This is a genomic window from Novacetimonas pomaceti (genome assembly GCF_003207955.1).
Classification (GTDB): domain Bacteria; phylum Pseudomonadota; class Alphaproteobacteria; order Acetobacterales; family Acetobacteraceae; genus Novacetimonas; species Novacetimonas pomaceti.
Window position 1 is genome coordinate 1 of record NZ_NOXG01000015.1, and the last position, 15775, is coordinate 15775.

Consider the following 15775-nt stretch of genomic DNA (forward strand, 5'->3'; position numbering starts at 1 on the left):
GCATCGGGTTTTCTTATAGCTTACGAAAATTTCTTTTGTGCAAAACAGACTTTTTCATAATCTAACCCGATGTACAACCCTTCTGTGAGATTTCCGCGTCGACGGCCTGGGCGGTGCCGGGGCAGCAGACGCCTTATCGTCCAACATTCTTTACTGCCGCTGAATGGATGTTCATCAATGCGGCTGCCGACCGGCTTATTCCGTCCAATGAAGACGGGCCGGGGGCGGTTGAGCTGGGCGTTCCCGAATTCATCGACCGACAGATGGAAAGCGGTTACGGTCATGGCGAATTCTGGTACATGAGCGGCCCATTCGTAACGGACGTGGATTTTACCCTCGGGTATCAGCTTCAGTTCACGCCGCGCGAATTTTATCGCGCCGCAATCGCGGATATTGATCAGGCATGCGTGAACATGCACGGACATGTGTTTGCCGGGCTGGATGCGGCAACGCAGGACAGTGTGCTTGAAAAACTGCAGGCAGGCGCGCTCACGCTTGCGCATATTGCGAAACCTGCCGAATTTTTCATCCAGTTACTGGCGAATACAAAAGAAGGTTACTTTTCTGACCCGATGTATGGCGGCAATCGCCATATGGGAAGCTGGAAAATGATCGGTTTCCCCGGTGCGCGCGCGGACTTTGCCGACTGGATGCTTCAGCCGGGCAGGGTCTATCCGCTGGGACCGGTTTCCATACAAGGCGAAAAAGCATAATCCCATGACGACAACACTGAAATCCGTTGATGCGGTGGTCATCGGTCTTGGATGGACCGGTTCGATCCTCAGCATGGAACTTGCAAGTTCCGGCCTTTCCGTTGTGGCGCTGGAACGCGGCGCCTATCGCGATACCTCGCCGGACTGGACCTATCCCAGGGCAGCCGATGAACTGAAATATGGTATCCGGGGCGAACTGTTCCAGAGACTGTCAAAGGATACGGTAACCATCAGGCATGCGATCGATGGCACGGCGGTTCCGTATCGACAGCTTAATGCCTTTCTGTTGCCCAATAACGTGGGGGGCGCTGGCGTTCACTGGAACGGGCAGCATTATCGTCCGTCACCGGAGGATCTGAAATTCTACAGTCATAATGTCGAACGTTATGGTGCGAAATTCCTTCCTGAAGATATGACGATCCAGGATTACGACGTAACGTATGATGAGCTGGAGCCCTATCTTGACCAGTTCGAACGGTTATGCGGGACCTCGGGACAGGCTGGCAATATCGGCGGAAAGATCATCGCCGGGGGCAATCCGTTCGAAGGGCCGCGGTCACGCGGGTATCCCACGCCGCCGCTGCCCGATACGGAAGGCGCGCTGCGTTTTGCGGCTGCGGCGAAACAACTGGGCTATTCCCCTTTTCCGCAACCCGCCGCCAACTGCTCCCAGCCATGGACCAATCCGTATGGCGTCCGGTTGGGGCCATGTAACCTGTGCGGATACTGCGAACGGTATGGATGTTACCTTTATTCCAAGGCATCCCCGCAGACGACAATTCTGCCGGCGCTGCTGCAGAAATCGAATTTCGAGATGCGCACCCACAGCACGGTGACAAAGATCAACATGTCCGCAGATGGAAAGCGCGCGACAGGCGTGACCTATGTCGATGCGGCAGGCAGGGAAGTCATCCAGCCGGCGGATCTGGTCATCCTTTCCTCGTTCCAGATCAACAATGTGCGGCTGCTGCTGCTGTCAGGGATTGGCAAGCCTTATGATCCCCGCACGGGGACGGGCGTCATCGGCAAGAATTTCGCCTATCAGATGATGAGTGAATCCGCCCTGTTCTTTGACAAAGATGCCGCGATCAATCCCTTTATCGGGGCCGGGGCGGGCGGTCAGCAGATCATTGATGAATTCAACGCGGATCATTTCGACCATGCGCCGCATGGATTTGTCGGGGGCGGCTACATCCTGGGGGGCACAACGGGTGGGCGGCCGCTGCAGCAGCTCAATGTCCCGCCGGGCACGCCAGCGTGGGGCGCGAAATGGAAGAAGGCGGCGAAGGAGACCTATCTCCATTCGACACGTGTCCAGACGCATGCATCCGTAATGTCCTATCGCGATGCCTATGTCGATCTCGATCCAACCTATCGCAATGCGCTGGGCCAGCCGCTGGCGCGCATTACCTTCGACTGGCATGAAAACGAATACAGGATGACCAGGTTCGTAACGGACCGCGCGCTTGAAATCGTGGCGAAGATGAACCCGAAATCGCACACGGTTACCATGCGCAGGCCCGGGGATCGTTTCAATACACGCCAGTACCAGACGACACATATCACAGGCGGGGCCATTACCGGTGCCAACCCGCAGACCAGCGCCGTCAACCGTTACTGCCAGAGCTGGGATGTATCGAACCTGTTCGTGTTCGGGGCTTCGGCCTTTCCGCAGAACCTTGGGTATAACCCGACAGGCCTGATCGGGGGACTGACCTACATGGGCGCGCATGCCATCCGGGAACAGTATCTCAAATCACCCGGCCCACTGGTTTCCGCCTGAGGACAATGTCATGAAAGCGACATTCAGAAGACCGGCGGCCCGCCTTGGCGGGGTTGCCTTTCTTGTGGCCATGGGGCTTGCGCTGCAGCCGGCAGGCCGGGGGCATGCACAGACGCCGGCCCAGGCGGATTCCGCGCTGATCGAACATGGCGCGTATGTGGCCGTGCTGGGTGACTGCATGGCCTGTCATACCGTGCCTGGCAGCACGTCCTATAGTGGTGGCCTGCCTCTCGCCACGCCGGTTGGAACAATATATTCCACGAATATCACGCCGGACAGGCAGACAGGCATCGGTGCCTACAGTTACGAGGATTTTGAACAGGCGGTCCGGCACGGAATCCGCAAGGATGGGAAAACGCTTTATCCCGCCATGCCCTATCCGGATTTTCGGCATATCGATGACGCGGACATGCATGCGCTTTATGCGTTTTTCATGTCGGGCGTAAAACCCGTGCATCATCAGGACAACGCACCTGCCATTTCATGGCCCCTGTCGATGCGGTGGCCGCTGGCATGGTGGCGCTGGATGTTCGTCCCCGGCACGAATGTCCCATCCGCGGCGGTCGAGCATGATGCCCTAGCGGATCGTGGTGCTTACCTTGTCGAAGGCGCCGGGCATTGTGGCACCTGCCATACGCCGCGTGGCTTCGCGCTGGAACAGAAGGCATTCTCCCCACAGGATGGTAGCGCTTACCTGGCCGGAAGCCGCATCGACCACTATACCGTAAGCAACCTGCGCGGTGGTGACATCGTGGGACTTGGTTCATGGAACGAGGACGATATTGTCCGCTTCCTGCAATCGGGGCGCAACCAGCATTCCGCAGTTTTCGGTGGTATGGCGGATGTCGTGTACCAGAGCACGCAGCATATGAGCGAAGCCGACCTGCGTGCAATTGCACATTTCCTGAAGACACTTCCACCGCCAGCGGATAATCGGAAGTTTTCCTATGACCCGGCAGTGAAGCAGGCCCTTTTCAGGGGGGACGTCACCGAACGCGGGGCCCTGGATTATCTCAATAACTGCGCTGCCTGCCACCGGAGTTCTGGCATGGGGTATGAGGATACGTTCCCGGCGCTTGCGGGTAATCCGGTTGTGAATGATCCCGATCCTGCCTCACTTCTTCATATCGTGCTGACAGGGGCCACCATTCCCGGTACCCATGTGGCGCCCACGCATTACACGATGCCATCTTTCGGGGACAGGCTTTCCGATCAGGAAGTCGCGGATATCCTGACCTTCATCCGTTCAGGCTGGGGCAATCATGCCTCCTCCATCGATGCGGAACAGGTTGGAAAGTTCCGGAAACTCATTGCGCCCACCAATGAAAAGAAAACATTGTAAGGTATGAAGGCGATGAACACATATCAGGCTGGTTTGCCAGATGTCCTTGATGATCATGCAGGGAAGATGACCATGACAGGCGACCAGAAATACCGGATGTCGGGACTGCGTCGTTTCATGAGCCGAGGATTGACGCCGCGACAGCATGATGCCCGCAAAGGCATGTCGCGTTTGGGATGCACCATGGCGGCGGCAGCGGTTTTCTGTATGACCCCGATTTGGGAAAGTTGGGCTGCCCCACCAGAACTTCCCACGCGTCCGGTCCTGACCCTGGCCGTGGCCCAGCGCATCGCGGCAGCGGCGCAGGGGGAGGCCGAGCGTATCCATGCGACAGGCGTCATTGCCGTTGTTGATGACGCGGGGGAAGTCATTGTCCAGATCCGGATGGATAATGCCTATATGCGTGCAAGTGGAAAGCTGGCGCCGGAAAAAGCCAGGTCTGCCGTGATGTTCCGTCGCCCGACAGCAGTCCTTGAGGCCGCCATAGCAGGGAAACGTCCTGCTCTGGCCACGGCCCGTGGCTTTGTCATGATGAAAGGCGGCGAGCCAATCTTTGTCGGGGATCAGCTGGTGGGTGGGGTCGGTGTCTCGGTGGATACGCCGGATCACGATGAACAGATCGCGCAGGCCGGGCTCGCTGCCATAAAATAGGGAAATCATGGAACGGAATAGGATTACATGTTTCCGTTTCTGCCGGGGTCCCATGTCCTGAAACGGGGCATGGGACCCTGCCGTATGGGAATGGCTTCATAAAATCATGAATATATCTTAATATATACAATAAAAATATCACATCCATATGATTTGTATTTTATATTTTATTTAAAATAATTGCATGATGTTATGAATATTCTGGTTTTGTATCGAAATCTGGACTGAAACCCATTCATCATACATAATTTATTCAGGGAAGGTCTTGCTACCATGGACCCACTTAAACGCCGGGGCTTTCTTTCTGTTGCGGGGGCATTGGGTTTCGCGGGCGCGGCGAACGCGGCGACGTTTGGAAATCCCGACAGGCCACAGGAAGGGAAAATCAACGCAAGACTGCCCTCCAGCCTGACGGATCCGGGGCCAAAAAATCCTGCCCTGCAATCGCAGTTTCCGTCATTTCAGGATCCACCGGCCACTGACGTCAACGGGATGCCGTTATTCTGGGCCTCGTTCAACAATGCGCACAAACGCTATCAGGACGGGGGCTGGGCACGGGAGGTCACGCGGGAGGATTTCGCGCTTTCCGAGGACATCGCGGGCGTGAACATGCGCCTGTCCGCTGGTGGCATCAGGGAAATGCATTGGCACCAGCAGGCGGAATGGGCCTATATGATTGCTGGCAACTGCCGGATCACCACGCTGGATGAACAGGGAATCCCGAGTGTGGAGGACGTGCGTGCGGGCGATGTCTGGTATTTCCCGGCAGGTCTTCCCCATTCATTGCAGGGGCTTGGGCCGGATGGCGCGGAATTCGTCCTTGCCTTCGATAATGGCATGTCTTCGGAATTCAATACCCTTCTGGTTACGGACTGGATTGCCCATACGCCACCGGAAGTCCTGGCAAAGAATTTCGGCGTTCCACAGGATGTATTTGCGAATATCCCTGTAGATAACAGATGGATATTCCAGGGGAAGGTTCCCGGGGATCTGTCCGTTGACCAGAAAAATGCCGGTGTCCGGGCAGGGGGGCAGAAGGTCGTTTATCATCTGTCGGATTCAATGCCGGTCGCCCGCAATGGCGGTGGTCAGGCACAGGTCGCGGATAGCCGTAACTTCCCCATCTCGAAAACGATTGCCGCGACAATCGAACTTGTCAGGCCGGGTGCAATGCGGGAAATGCACTGGCATCCCAATGCGGATGAATGGGCGCTTGTATTGGAAGGGCAGGCGAGGATGACCGTATTCAATACCGGACCACGCGCCCAGACGGCGGACTTCAAGCCGGGAGATATCTGGTACATCAAAAAGAGCCTGGGCCATTATTTTGAAAATACCGGGAATACGGATTTCAAGGCGATCACGATTTATAAATCCGACCGCTTTGCGGAGGTATCGCTGTCCGACTGGCTGACGCATATTCCGCCCGAGATGGTCGCGCAGACGCTTAATCTGCCCCTGGAGGTCGTGCGTCGGTTCCCGTCAAACCAGCCGCATTTCATGCCTGCCTGACGCGCATCATCCTTGCCTGTCTGCATGTCAGCATCGGTCACGGCATATGGGCACGTAAGGCCAGACCGGTGTGACACATGCCCACGGCAACGGTCCTTACCCGCACCCCGTCATCGCGGGACAGGACTTCATGGCTCAGGGCTTTGTGGCTGTTTTCAGCGGAATCGGTTTTTCATGGCCAAGCAGGATCTCCGCCGCGAAAAGCATCAGGGCGGCAAGACAGAGCAGTGCCGCGACCAGGGCAAAGCCCCACCATCCCCGGATGCTGTAAAGGGCCGCCCCGCCAGAAGATCCCGCCGCCCCGCAGAGGAACACCGCCGTCATGTAGGCGGCATTCAGGCGGCCCCGTGCCCTGTCATCAAGGCTGTAGATCACGCGCTGGCTGACGATCTGGTTGGTCTGCACGCCAGCGTCGAGAAGAATCGCCATGACCGCAAGAAGGACGAGCCAGTCGCCATTGACCGCCCAGCCGGACGCAAGTGACGCCAGACCGACGATGCCCATCGCGCCCCATGTCGCCACCCGTGTATGGCCGGCATCCGCCAGCCGCCCGGCCAGGGGGGCGGCCAGCGCGCCCCCGGCCCCCGCCAGCGCGAAAAGGGCGATCCCGCTCTGCCCCAGGCCAAAACGCGCATGCAGCATCAACGGGGCCGCCGTCCAGAACATGTTGAATACCGCGAACAGGATGCCGTGATATGCAATGCGTCGTCGCAACGGCGCATATTCGACCAGCAGATGCCCGATGGACCACAGCAGGGTCCGGTAACGCATGCGGTGTTCCGGCATGTAATCCGGCAGCACGCGCCACAGGACGCCGCATGTCATCGCCATCGTAACCGTCGAAATCCAGAAAACGGCACGCCAGCCAAATGCCGCCGCAATGGCATTGGCCAGAGGGCGGGAGAACATGATCCCGGTGATCAGGCCGCCCATGATGTTGCCGATGACGCGCCCGCGCTGTGCGGGCGGCACGAAATGCGTCGCCAGCGGCAGCAGGATCTGCGACCCCACGGAACACAGGCCGACCGCGACAGAACACAGCATGAAGAGTGCCACGGATGGGCTGAGCGCCGCCCCGGCAAGACTGAGCACAAGGCCGCCCATCGTCAGGAGAATGAGCCGCCGGTTATCCGACCGGTCGGAAAGCGGGACGATCAGGAACAGTCCGGCGCCATATCCCAGCTGGGTCAGCGTCACGATGATCCCGGCCCATTCAGGCGAAATCGCAAGGTCATGGGTGATCGGCCCGATCAGGGCCTGGGCGTAGTAGATATTTGCCACCGTCAGGCCGCAGACGGTGGCGAAAATGCCTGTCATCGTCGGGGATAAACGGAACGGATCGCGTGCCGGCATGTCCTGTTTCACGGTTTTATCCTGTCGATCTCATTGTGCCACCATTGGTAATCAGTCCGTGGGCCAGCCCGGAACCGTAAGCAAGAACGCCTTCAGCCCGGCTTCCCAGACATCCGTGTGCATCATGGTCATGTGCCCGTAAAGCTGCGACGGATCGCGGATCATCAGTTCGTGAACATTCGCCCGGGACGGAAGGTGCAGCAGTTCAGGCGGGTTCAGCATGTCATCCGCGAAATTGACCGCCAGGACGGGCGCGGTGATCCGGTCCGATCCGGGCCGGGGATCGTAATCATCCGAACTCTGGAACTGGCGCAGGATATCGCAGGCATTCAGCGCGTGTGCCTGCCTGTCGATCGCAGCCCTTTCAAAGGGGGCGGCATCTTTCCGGTCGGGGATCGCGGCCTGAAGGCGCTGCGCGTTGCTGGTCATCAGCGCGAACAGGGGCGAGGCCGTATAGAGCCACAGATGCGGCGGACGCGCCGGGTCAGGATGTCCTTTGTTCCAGTCCGGATCATGTGTGATCGCCTCCATGATCATCTGCCGCCACAGCATGTTGCGACCGCTGACTGCGGCGGGCGATGAAGATACGGCGACCAGGGCGTCACTGTCCGCTGGATAACGCTCCGCCCACTGCCAGACCTGCATGCCGCCCATCGACGTGCCCAGGACAAGCTTTTCATGCACGATTCCGATCCGCGCCAGCATCTCCCTGTCGAGGGCCAGCTGATCGAGATAGCCGTAATGCGGGAACGCATCGCACAGACCGTCGGAGGGTTTCGTGGAATCACCGGCACCCAGCCCATCCGGGGCCACGATATAGAAATGCCGGGCATCAAGGGGCTTGCCCGGTGCGAAAAGCCCGGCCAGTCCGGATGGCGACAGCGGTTCATGCGCCGTGCCCACCGTTCCATGCAGGATCAGCACGGCATTGGTGATATGGCCGTCCCTGTCGCGTATTGGCGTGCCGGTTGTCAGGTAATGCAACCGGACGGGCGCCAGCGTTTCCCCATCTTCCAGTTGGTAATGATCAAGCGCTACGGTGCCGTCGTGTGTTGGTGGCATCCCCCGGGCCAGCGCGGGAATGGACAGGATGCAGCCTGCCAGGACTGCAAGATGTCTCAGCCTCAATTGCGTTCTCCCGTTATTGTGATTTACCGTATTTCAATGGGATCGGAACGGACGGCACGGCAGACATGCCTGTCATGGAGAAAGGGGATGCCTGAATCCAATGGTGTCAAATAAAGGAACGGATGTCGACAGTCCCCTCATGAAATGTTCCGTGATCATAACGGCCGGATGGCATGGAGGTGGTCCGCTTATTGCGAGGCGCGCCGCAGGTTTTCGTTCCGAAAGTCAGGAAAGGAAATTTTTGACAAGGCAACCTTTGAAAACGGCACGCGCATGTGTCGAGACTGTGTGAAGATAACCTGAAGATAAAAAATAACAAAAGTTTTTGGGTGGCGCCTTTTTTCAAAAAGGCGACGTCTTTCGAAGCTTTTTATAAAAAGCTTCACCAAAAACTTTTCATCATTCCAGTGTGTTGCCTGATCAACCTTTTTAAACAGTCATCTTGGATGAGAAAGTTAAAATCCATGCTGCATGAATGTGTAGTTGTACGCCTTCGCAAGGCATTGCGGTGAAGGTGCCGACTGGCAGGTCAGCCTTCCTTGCCCCCGGCTGGCATGGGCGGTGCGTCATTGGGAAACTGAACGGCCGCGTGATCGGTGCCAGTCACGTAATTCTGCAGCTCACGTGCTTCCTGTTCGGCATTTTCAGCGCGCAGCTTGACGATATCGCCAATACTGACCAGCCCGACGAGCTTCGCGTTTTCCATGACGGGCACATGCCGGTTACGGGAATATGTCATGCGGCAGGCAACGTCATAAATGCTGTCGTCGGGGGTCGCGGTCGGCATATCCCTTGTCATGACATCCTTCGCCTTCAGGGTCACGATGTCCGCGCCGCGCTGGGATAAGGCATGGACGATCCCCTTTTCCGATACAAGGCCAAGCAGTTGCGCGTCCGGGCCAAGAACGGGGGCGCCGCCGATATTGTGTCGCGCCAGCGTGGTCGCGACATCCAGAATGGGATCATCTGCGCTGACGGTAATGACCGTGCCTCCTTTTTGCGCCAGAATGTGAAAGACACGAGAGGACATGGGAAAATCCTTTTCATGTTCGGATAATCGAAATTGGTCCCGTCAATGCACCGTTCCATCCCGCATTCCGGACGCAACGGCAGGGGAGGGAAGAAACGGATGGAGGGCGCGGGCGGGAAAAAGTCCCCCGATCACCACGATTATGGTCAGAACGATGACAAGGGCCGTCAGTTCCGGGCGAACGTGCCGTGTCACGCGGACGGGTGGCAACGATGGGACCGACATCATGACGCGGATAATGTTCAGGTAATAATACAGCCCGATGATACTGCCGATCACAAGGACACACAGCAGCACGCCGCGCTGGTGTTCGACCCCGGTCGCTGCAACCTCGAACTTTGCAAAAAATCCGATCCCTGGTGGAATTCCTGCAAGCGACAGCAGCATGAGCGACATGGCCGACGCCAGGAAAGGGTGGCTGAAAAACAGTCCCTTCCACTGTGCGATCACCGTGCCATCCGGCCCGGCCGTGGTGGCAAAGGCGGTCATGACCGCAAATACGCCCAGTGTACTGGCGGTATAGGCCGCAAGATAAATCGTTATGGCCCGTGACTGCAGATGGCCGGGACAAATAAAGGCGATCAGAAGATACCCTACATGCGCAATGGACGAACATGCCATAAGGCGTGTGAGGCTGACCTGACGCAATGCAAGCAGGTTGCCCCCCATGATGGTCAGGACAATGACGACATACAGGATGTCATTGACGAATACCGGCTGCTCCCCCGTCCCGAAATAGCGCACAAGTGAAGAAAAGATCGCGATTTTCGAGACAACGGCCACAAACGCCGCAACAGGAACAGGCGCGCCCTCCATCACGTCGGGCAACCACATATGAAAGGGAACAGTGGAAAGTTTGAAGAACATGCCGACAAGGATCATGACCGTCGCGACAACGGACAACGCGGTCGGCACATCCCTACCCGCCACGGGTGGCATGAACCGCAGCGATCCCGTAACGCCATAGGCCAGGCCAATGCCGAACAGAAGAATGGCCGAAGACACCCCCGACAGGATCAGGTATTTCATCGCCGCTTCATGCCCCGCCATGGCGGGGCGACGCCCAAAGGCCACAAGCCCCATGAGGGAGATGCCCAGTATTTCCAGTCCAAGGAAAAAAGGCATGTAATTCACGCTGAATACCATGCTCAGCGCGCCAAGCGTGCCCAGCATGAGCAACAGGGGATATTCGTCCACCGGTGCGTCCCTGTCATGCATTGCATCGCACCATGACATCAGCAGGATGCACAGGCTGGAAAATACGATCAGGATGGCCGTACAGGTCGTCCACTGATCCTGGATGAACAGGCTGCCACCATCCTCAGGCAGCGTGCCTACATGCCGCCCCACGGTTGCAATTACCAGCAGCAGTGTCCCCACCGCGCATGAAAAACTCCGCCCCACCGACCGTCGCCACGCCGTTACAGCAAGCATGACCATGAGTCCCGCGCAGATCACCAGAAATGGCGTGGGCAGGAAAAGATCATGCCCGGTCATGGCGCGGAACCTTCCGGGCGGGGCATGGCCGTAACGGACAGGGGGGCGGGGGTGGAAAACGCCATGAAAGGCTGCGGATAAAGGCCCAGCACGATCATGAAGGCCATGACGCAGGCGAAAACCGCCATCTGCCGTGCCGGAAAGTCTCGTACGGGGCGAAGGTCGGCCCGTGGCGCCGCAAGGAATATGCGATTGACCATCCTGAGTGCATAGATGGCTGCCAGGATCAGCCCGGTGGCCGCCAGCGTCGCGATGACGGGACTGGCATGCCATATTGCCAGCAGGACAAGGAATTCCCCGACGAAGTTACCCAGTCCCGGCATGCCGAGCGACGCCACGGCAAAGAACAGACCCGTTCCGGACAGGCGCGGCATGGCGGCCCACAACCCGCCAATGCGGCGCATGTCGCGCGTGTGCAGCCGGTCCTGAATGGCGCCCGCGATCAGGAAAAGCGCGCCCGTGCCCAGCCCGTGGGCCAGCATCTGCACGATCGCCCCCTGCATCCCCATGGCTGAACCGTCAAAGATGCCAGACAGCACGAAACCCATATGGCTGATACTGCCATAGGCGATCAGGCGCTTGACATCGTCCTGCATGCACGACATCCACGCCCCGTACAGGATCCCGACGACGCCAAGCGCCATGGCGACGGGCGCGAAACGGCTGGCCGCATCGGGAAACAGCATGACATCGAAGCGGATCATGCCATACCCCCCGGTCTTGAGCATGATGCCCGCCAGCAGCACGCTGGCCGCTGTCGGCGCCTGCGTGTGGGCGTCAGGCAGCCAGACATGGACCGGCACGACAGGCAGCTTGACGGCAAAGGCGATGAAGAATCCCAGCATCAGCAGCATGGACAGGGCAGGGGACAGCGGTGTGCGCGACAGCGTGAAGTAATCGAATGTCAGCACGCCGGTCGCCCGGTAATGCGCCATGACCAGCCCAAGGATGGAAAGCAGCATGACCAGCCCGCTGCCCTGCGTGAACATGAAGAACTTCATGGCGGCGCGCTGCCTGTCCTCATGCCCCCATGTGGCAATCAGCACGAACATCGGCACCAGCATCAGTTCCCAGAAAAAGAAAAACAGGAACAGGTCAGTGGCAAGGAATGTCCCGATAATGCCCGTAAGGGTCGCAAGGAACAGGAAATGAAACGTCCCGGCCCCGGTTGTGTCCTGCCGGGGGACAAGGAATGCGCACAGAAAGCACAGGACAAGCGAAAGCCAGATCATCGACAGCGAAAGCCCGTCAATGTCCAGCCTGAATGCAATTCCCATGACCGGGATCCACGGCGCGGCAAAGTGTTCCAGCCACGGCCCGGCATGGTCCGTGTGACGGAATGTGACCATCGCCAGTACCAGCGTTTCCCCGATCAGGGTCGCAAGCACCGTCCACCATGACGCATCGCGCGCGGACGGGCGGCCGGAATGCGGCCGGATGCGCGCGGCAAGCCATGCCAGTCCCCCGCCCGTGACGGGCAGCAGCACAAGGACGGGCAGGGGGTTCATGACAGGACCGCCAAGGCAAGGCCCGCGCACAGCCCGCCTGCGATCCATGCCGCGTACCGCCGCATGCGACCGTCGTGCAACCGCTCCAGCAGGCGGCCCGCCCGACCGGCAGACCGACCCGCCCATACGCCCAGCATGTCCAGAAAACCCGTCCGCGCCCTGAAAATAAGGGTGCTGGTCACCTGCGTCATCCGCCCGGTTCCCATGATGGCGCGCCCGGGGATGGCATGTTGCGCCAGCCACGCCAGCAGACGCATGGGCCGTCCGGGCATGTCGCGCATGACAGACGCGGACCGTCCCCACAGCACCCATGCGGCCCACACTCCGGCAAGGGGGGCGGCCGCGCCCGCCAGCACGGGCCAGAACGGTTCGTCCACATGCGGCAGCAATGACGCAGGGTCAATAAAGGCGCTGAACAGGTGGGGACGAGGAAGCGGGGCAGGTATTTCGATCATGCCCCCACAAACGGAGAGAACGCACAGATAGCCAAGGGGAATGCTTATCAGGCGCGATGTCCGGCCCGTTGCCGCGGTTTCCGCCTTCCCGCAAAAGACGATGAAGACGCAGCGGAAAATATAAAGCGCGGTCAGGAAGGCCCCCAGCAGTCCGATCCCCCATAACGGATGGCCACCTGCGCCCCAACCATGCGTCAGGCCGAAATGGGCGCGCCATACGCCCGACAGGATCATTTCCTTGCTGTAGAACCCGGCAGTCACCAGAGGCAGGCCGGCCAGCGCGGACGCCCCCGTGACAAAGGCGGCAGTCAGTCCCGGCATGGCATGGCGCAGGCCGCCCAGGCGGAAGATATCCTGTTCATGCCGGGCGCGCATGATGACGGCGCCCGCGCTCAGGAAAAGCAGCGCCTTGAAAAATGCGTGGGTCATCAGGTGAAACAGCGCCGCCTGCCATGCCCCGCACCCAAGGGCAAGGAACATGTAGCCAAGCTGGCTGATCGTGGACCATGCAAGGATACGCTTGAGGTCGGACTGCGCCAGCGCCATGCAGGCCCCCATCAGCAGCGTCAGCGCCCCCAGCGCGGCCATAAGCGCCATGACGGGTACCGCCATGGCGAACAGGCCATGCAGCCGCGCGATCAGATAGACGCCCGCCGTCACCATCGTGGCCGCGTGGATCAGGGCGGAGGTCGGCGTCGGCCCCGCCATGGCGTCCGGCAGCCATGCCTGGAACGGGATCTGCGCCGATTTGGCAAGCGCCCCCACCAGTATGAAAAATGCCGCCATATTGACCCCGGTGGAGGAAACCTGCCCATTCGCGACCGCCGCCAGCACGGTCCCGATGCGCAGCGAACCCGTCGCACCCGCCAGAAGCAGCATCGCGCACAGCAGTGCCACATCCCCCATCCGCGTCATGTAAAATGCCTTGCGCGCGGCGGCGGTATTGGCGGGATTGTCATACCAGAACCCGATCAGCAGGTAGGAACACAGCCCGACCCCCTCCCACCCGATGAACAGGCACAGCAGGTCGGATGACAGCACCAGGACCAGCATGGCGGCGACAAACAGCGTCATGCAGCCGAAAAAGCGCGCGATCCCCGGATCGTCGCGCATGTAACCCGCGGCATAGACATGGATCAGCAGGCCCACGATCGTGACGACAAGGATCATGAGCATGGAAATCCGGTCCAGCATGAAGGCGATGTCCGCCGAAAATCCCGCAACGCGCATCCATGGCCACAGCATCACCTGCAATGCCCCCGTCGCGGGGCCGCGCAGGAGGATGGCGGACACGACGACGCCAAGGACGGCGGAAATCCCCACCCCGGCGCAGGCAATTGCCCCGATGCCACCCGCGCCCACACGCCCGGCGCAGGCGAATGCGATCAGCGACGCCGCAAGCGGGCAGAGGACCAGAAGGGGAAGAAGGATTTCACCCATGTTCCGCCCCCCGCAGAAGGTTGCCGCCATCGGCGTCCAGCGTCGGGCGGCCCCGCGCATGCAGGCACAGGATGATGGCAAGCCCCACCGCCGTTTCCACGGCGGCCAGGGCAAGGATCATCAGGAACATCACCTGTCCCGTCGCATCATGCCAGCGCGCGCCCGCGCCCACGAAGACAAGGGCCGTGGCGTTGAGCATGATGTCCAGCGACATCAGCATGAACACCATGTTGCGCCGGACCAGAACGCCCGCCAGCCCGATCGAAAACAGGATGGTCGCCAGCAGCAGCGTGTCATTGAAGGAAAATGGGTCCATGTCAGTAATGTCCCGCCCTGCTGCGCCCGATATGAAAGGCGGAGACCAGTCCGGCCAGCAGCAGGAATGACACCAGTTCGACCATCAGCACATAGCGCCCGAACAGGCCGAGCCCCACGTCATGCGCCGTAATGGCGGCGGAAGGGCGCGTCTGGACCCCGGGAAATGGGCCGAGGCAATAAAGGAGCTCCGCACAGACAATGGCCGCAAGGATCGCCGGTCCCCGCCAGGCGCGCGGGCGCAGCCATTCCTTTTCACGCGCGCTGTCCGGCTGGCCCAGATTGAGCATCATGATGACGAAGACGAACAGCACCATGATCGCGCCGGCATAGATGATGATTTCCAGCATCGCCGCGAATGACGCGCCCAGCATGACAAGCACGACCGCCAGCGCCAGCAGCGTCACCACCAGGTACAGCACCGCATGCACGGCCACCCGCCGGGTTATGACCATGATGGCCGCCACGACGCTGACGCCTGCGGCAAGGAGGGCCAGGGCGTGCATGATGGCTATGGCAGCAGGGAATGGAGGTCGACCGGCGGGCGTTCGCGTTCGGACGCGCCACGCGGCTTGCCGGGAATGGGAACGCCCGAAACATGGTGGAAACTGTAATCGGGGTATTTCCCGGTCCCGCTGATCAGCAGGTCTTCCTTTTCATAGACAAGGTTGGGACGCGCATATTCGCCCATTTCAAAATCGGGCGTCAGCTGTATGGCATAGGTGGGGCAGGCTTCCTCGCAAAAGCCGCAGAAAATGCAGCGGGAGAAATTGATCCGGAAATATTGCGGATACCACCTGCCATCGGCCTCGGCCTTCTGCAGGCTTATGCAGTCCACGGGACAGGCGACGGTGCACAGGTTGCACGCCACGCACCGTTCCCCCCCGTCGGGATCGCGCGACAGGATGATGCGTCCGCGATAACGCGGCGGCAGGTATGGTTTCTGTTCGGGATACTGTACGGTCGCGCGTCGGTGAAAGGCATGCAGCGCCGTCAGCAGAAGGGTGCGCAGTGTATCGAACATGGACAGGTGCCTTTGCATCAGGCG

General features: G+C 59.7%; 14 protein-coding genes. 5 read left to right on the forward strand and 9 right to left on the reverse strand.

All coding sequences use genetic code 11. The features are described 5' to 3' along the window. Positions 1–113: 113 nt before the first annotated feature. From CFR71_RS11240 to CFR71_RS11260, 5 genes are all read left to right on the forward strand, one after another. Complete coding sequence (locus tag CFR71_RS11240) at positions 114–713, forward strand: gluconate 2-dehydrogenase subunit 3 family protein (RefSeq protein ID WP_207781374.1); 600 nt, start codon at positions 114–116, stop codon at positions 711–713. A gap of 4 nt (positions 714–717) precedes the next feature. Further along, on the forward strand, positions 718–2496 hold the full coding sequence (locus CFR71_RS11245; RefSeq protein WP_110531142.1) for a GMC family oxidoreductase: 1779 nt from the start codon (positions 718–720) through the stop codon (positions 2494–2496). 10 nt (positions 2497–2506) lie between these two features. Next, entirely contained in the window at positions 2507–3838 is a 1332-nt protein-coding gene (locus CFR71_RS11250) for a c-type cytochrome (protein WP_239020380.1), read from the forward strand. Positions 3839–3841: 3 nt separating this feature from the next. Continuing rightward, positions 3842–4489, forward strand: coding sequence for a GlcG/HbpS family heme-binding protein (locus CFR71_RS11255; RefSeq protein ID WP_239020381.1), 648 nt, complete (start codon positions 3842–3844; stop codon positions 4487–4489). 273 nt (positions 4490–4762) lie between these two features. Further along, positions 4763–6001: a cupin domain-containing protein gene (locus tag CFR71_RS11260; protein ID WP_110531143.1), complete on the forward strand. Its 1239-nt coding sequence runs from the start codon at positions 4763–4765 to the stop codon at positions 5999–6001. A 135-nt stretch (positions 6002–6136) separates the two neighbouring features. On the opposite strand, the gene CFR71_RS11265 is transcribed toward CFR71_RS11260, so the two are convergent. The 9 genes from CFR71_RS11265 to nuoI form a co-directional block, all read right to left on the reverse strand. Then, on the reverse strand, positions 6137–7366 hold the full coding sequence (locus CFR71_RS11265; protein WP_239020382.1) for an MFS transporter: 1230 nt from the start codon (positions 7364–7366) through the stop codon (positions 6137–6139). 39 nt (positions 7367–7405) lie between these two features. Then, the gene (locus tag CFR71_RS11270) at positions 7406–8482 is read right to left on the reverse strand and encodes an alpha/beta fold hydrolase (protein WP_110531145.1); all 1077 of its coding nucleotides are present in this window, start codon (positions 8480–8482) and stop codon (positions 7406–7408) included. A gap of 529 nt (positions 8483–9011) precedes the next feature. Then, positions 9012–9512, reverse strand: coding sequence for a CBS domain-containing protein (locus CFR71_RS11280; RefSeq protein WP_110531149.1), 501 nt, complete (start codon positions 9510–9512; stop codon positions 9012–9014). 42 nt (positions 9513–9554) lie between these two features. Then, positions 9555–11009 (reverse strand): NADH-quinone oxidoreductase subunit N, encoded by a 1455-nt coding sequence (locus CFR71_RS11285; RefSeq protein ID WP_110531151.1) that lies wholly within the window; start codon positions 11007–11009, stop codon positions 9555–9557. After that, on the reverse strand, positions 11006–12517 hold the full coding sequence (locus CFR71_RS11290; RefSeq protein ID WP_110531153.1) for a complex I subunit 4 family protein: 1512 nt from the start codon (positions 12515–12517) through the stop codon (positions 11006–11008). The genes CFR71_RS11285 and CFR71_RS11290 overlap by 4 nt, the downstream gene beginning before the upstream one ends. Further along, on the reverse strand, positions 12514–14412 hold the full coding sequence (gene nuoL, locus CFR71_RS11295) for an NADH-quinone oxidoreductase subunit L (protein ID WP_110531227.1): 1899 nt from the start codon (positions 14410–14412) through the stop codon (positions 12514–12516). The genes CFR71_RS11290 and nuoL overlap by 4 nt, the downstream gene beginning before the upstream one ends. Further along, positions 14405–14728: an NADH-quinone oxidoreductase subunit NuoK gene (nuoK, locus tag CFR71_RS11300; RefSeq protein ID WP_110531155.1), complete on the reverse strand. Its 324-nt coding sequence runs from the start codon at positions 14726–14728 to the stop codon at positions 14405–14407. Before nuoK ends, nuoL begins: the two co-directional genes overlap by 8 nt. A gap of 1 nt (position 14729) precedes the next feature. Then, on the reverse strand, positions 14730–15233 hold the full coding sequence (nuoJ, locus tag CFR71_RS11305) for an NADH-quinone oxidoreductase subunit J (protein WP_110531157.1): 504 nt from the start codon (positions 15231–15233) through the stop codon (positions 14730–14732). Between the two features lie 5 nt (positions 15234–15238). After that, positions 15239–15751, reverse strand: a complete 513-nt coding sequence (gene nuoI, locus CFR71_RS11310) for an NADH-quinone oxidoreductase subunit NuoI (RefSeq protein WP_110531229.1) — start codon at positions 15749–15751, stop codon at positions 15239–15241. Between the last annotated feature and the right edge of the window lie 24 nt (positions 15752–15775).

Bases quoted from the DNA above. Each gene is read 5' to 3' on its own strand.
- CFR71_RS11255 (WP_239020381.1), top strand. From the start codon at position 3,842: ATGAAGGCGATGAACACATATCAGGCTGGTTTGCCAGATGTCCTTGAT.
- nuoK (WP_110531155.1), bottom strand. From the start codon at position 14,728: ATGGACCCATTTTCCTTCAATGACACGCTGCTGCTGGCGACCATCCTG.
- CFR71_RS11285 (WP_110531151.1), bottom strand. From the start codon at position 11,009: ATGACCGGGCATGATCTTTTCCTGCCCACGCCATTTCTGGTGATCTGC.
- CFR71_RS11250 (WP_239020380.1), top strand. From the start codon at position 2,507: ATGAAAGCGACATTCAGAAGACCGGCGGCCCGCCTTGGCGGGGTTGCC.
- nuoJ (WP_110531157.1), bottom strand. From the start codon at position 15,233: ATGCACGCCCTGGCCCTCCTTGCCGCAGGCGTCAGCGTCGTGGCGGCC.
- nuoI (WP_110531229.1), bottom strand. From the start codon at position 15,751: ATGTTCGATACACTGCGCACCCTTCTGCTGACGGCGCTGCATGCCTTT.
- CFR71_RS11290 (WP_110531153.1), bottom strand. From the start codon at position 12,517: ATGAACCCCCTGCCCGTCCTTGTGCTGCTGCCCGTCACGGGCGGGGGA.
- CFR71_RS11260 (WP_110531143.1), top strand. From the start codon at position 4,763: ATGGACCCACTTAAACGCCGGGGCTTTCTTTCTGTTGCGGGGGCATTG.
- nuoL (WP_110531227.1), bottom strand. From the start codon at position 14,412: ATGGGTGAAATCCTTCTTCCCCTTCTGGTCCTCTGCCCGCTTGCGGCG.
- CFR71_RS11280 (WP_110531149.1), bottom strand. From the start codon at position 9,512: ATGTCCTCTCGTGTCTTTCACATTCTGGCGCAAAAAGGAGGCACGGTC.
- CFR71_RS11245 (WP_110531142.1), top strand. From the start codon at position 718: ATGACGACAACACTGAAATCCGTTGATGCGGTGGTCATCGGTCTTGGA.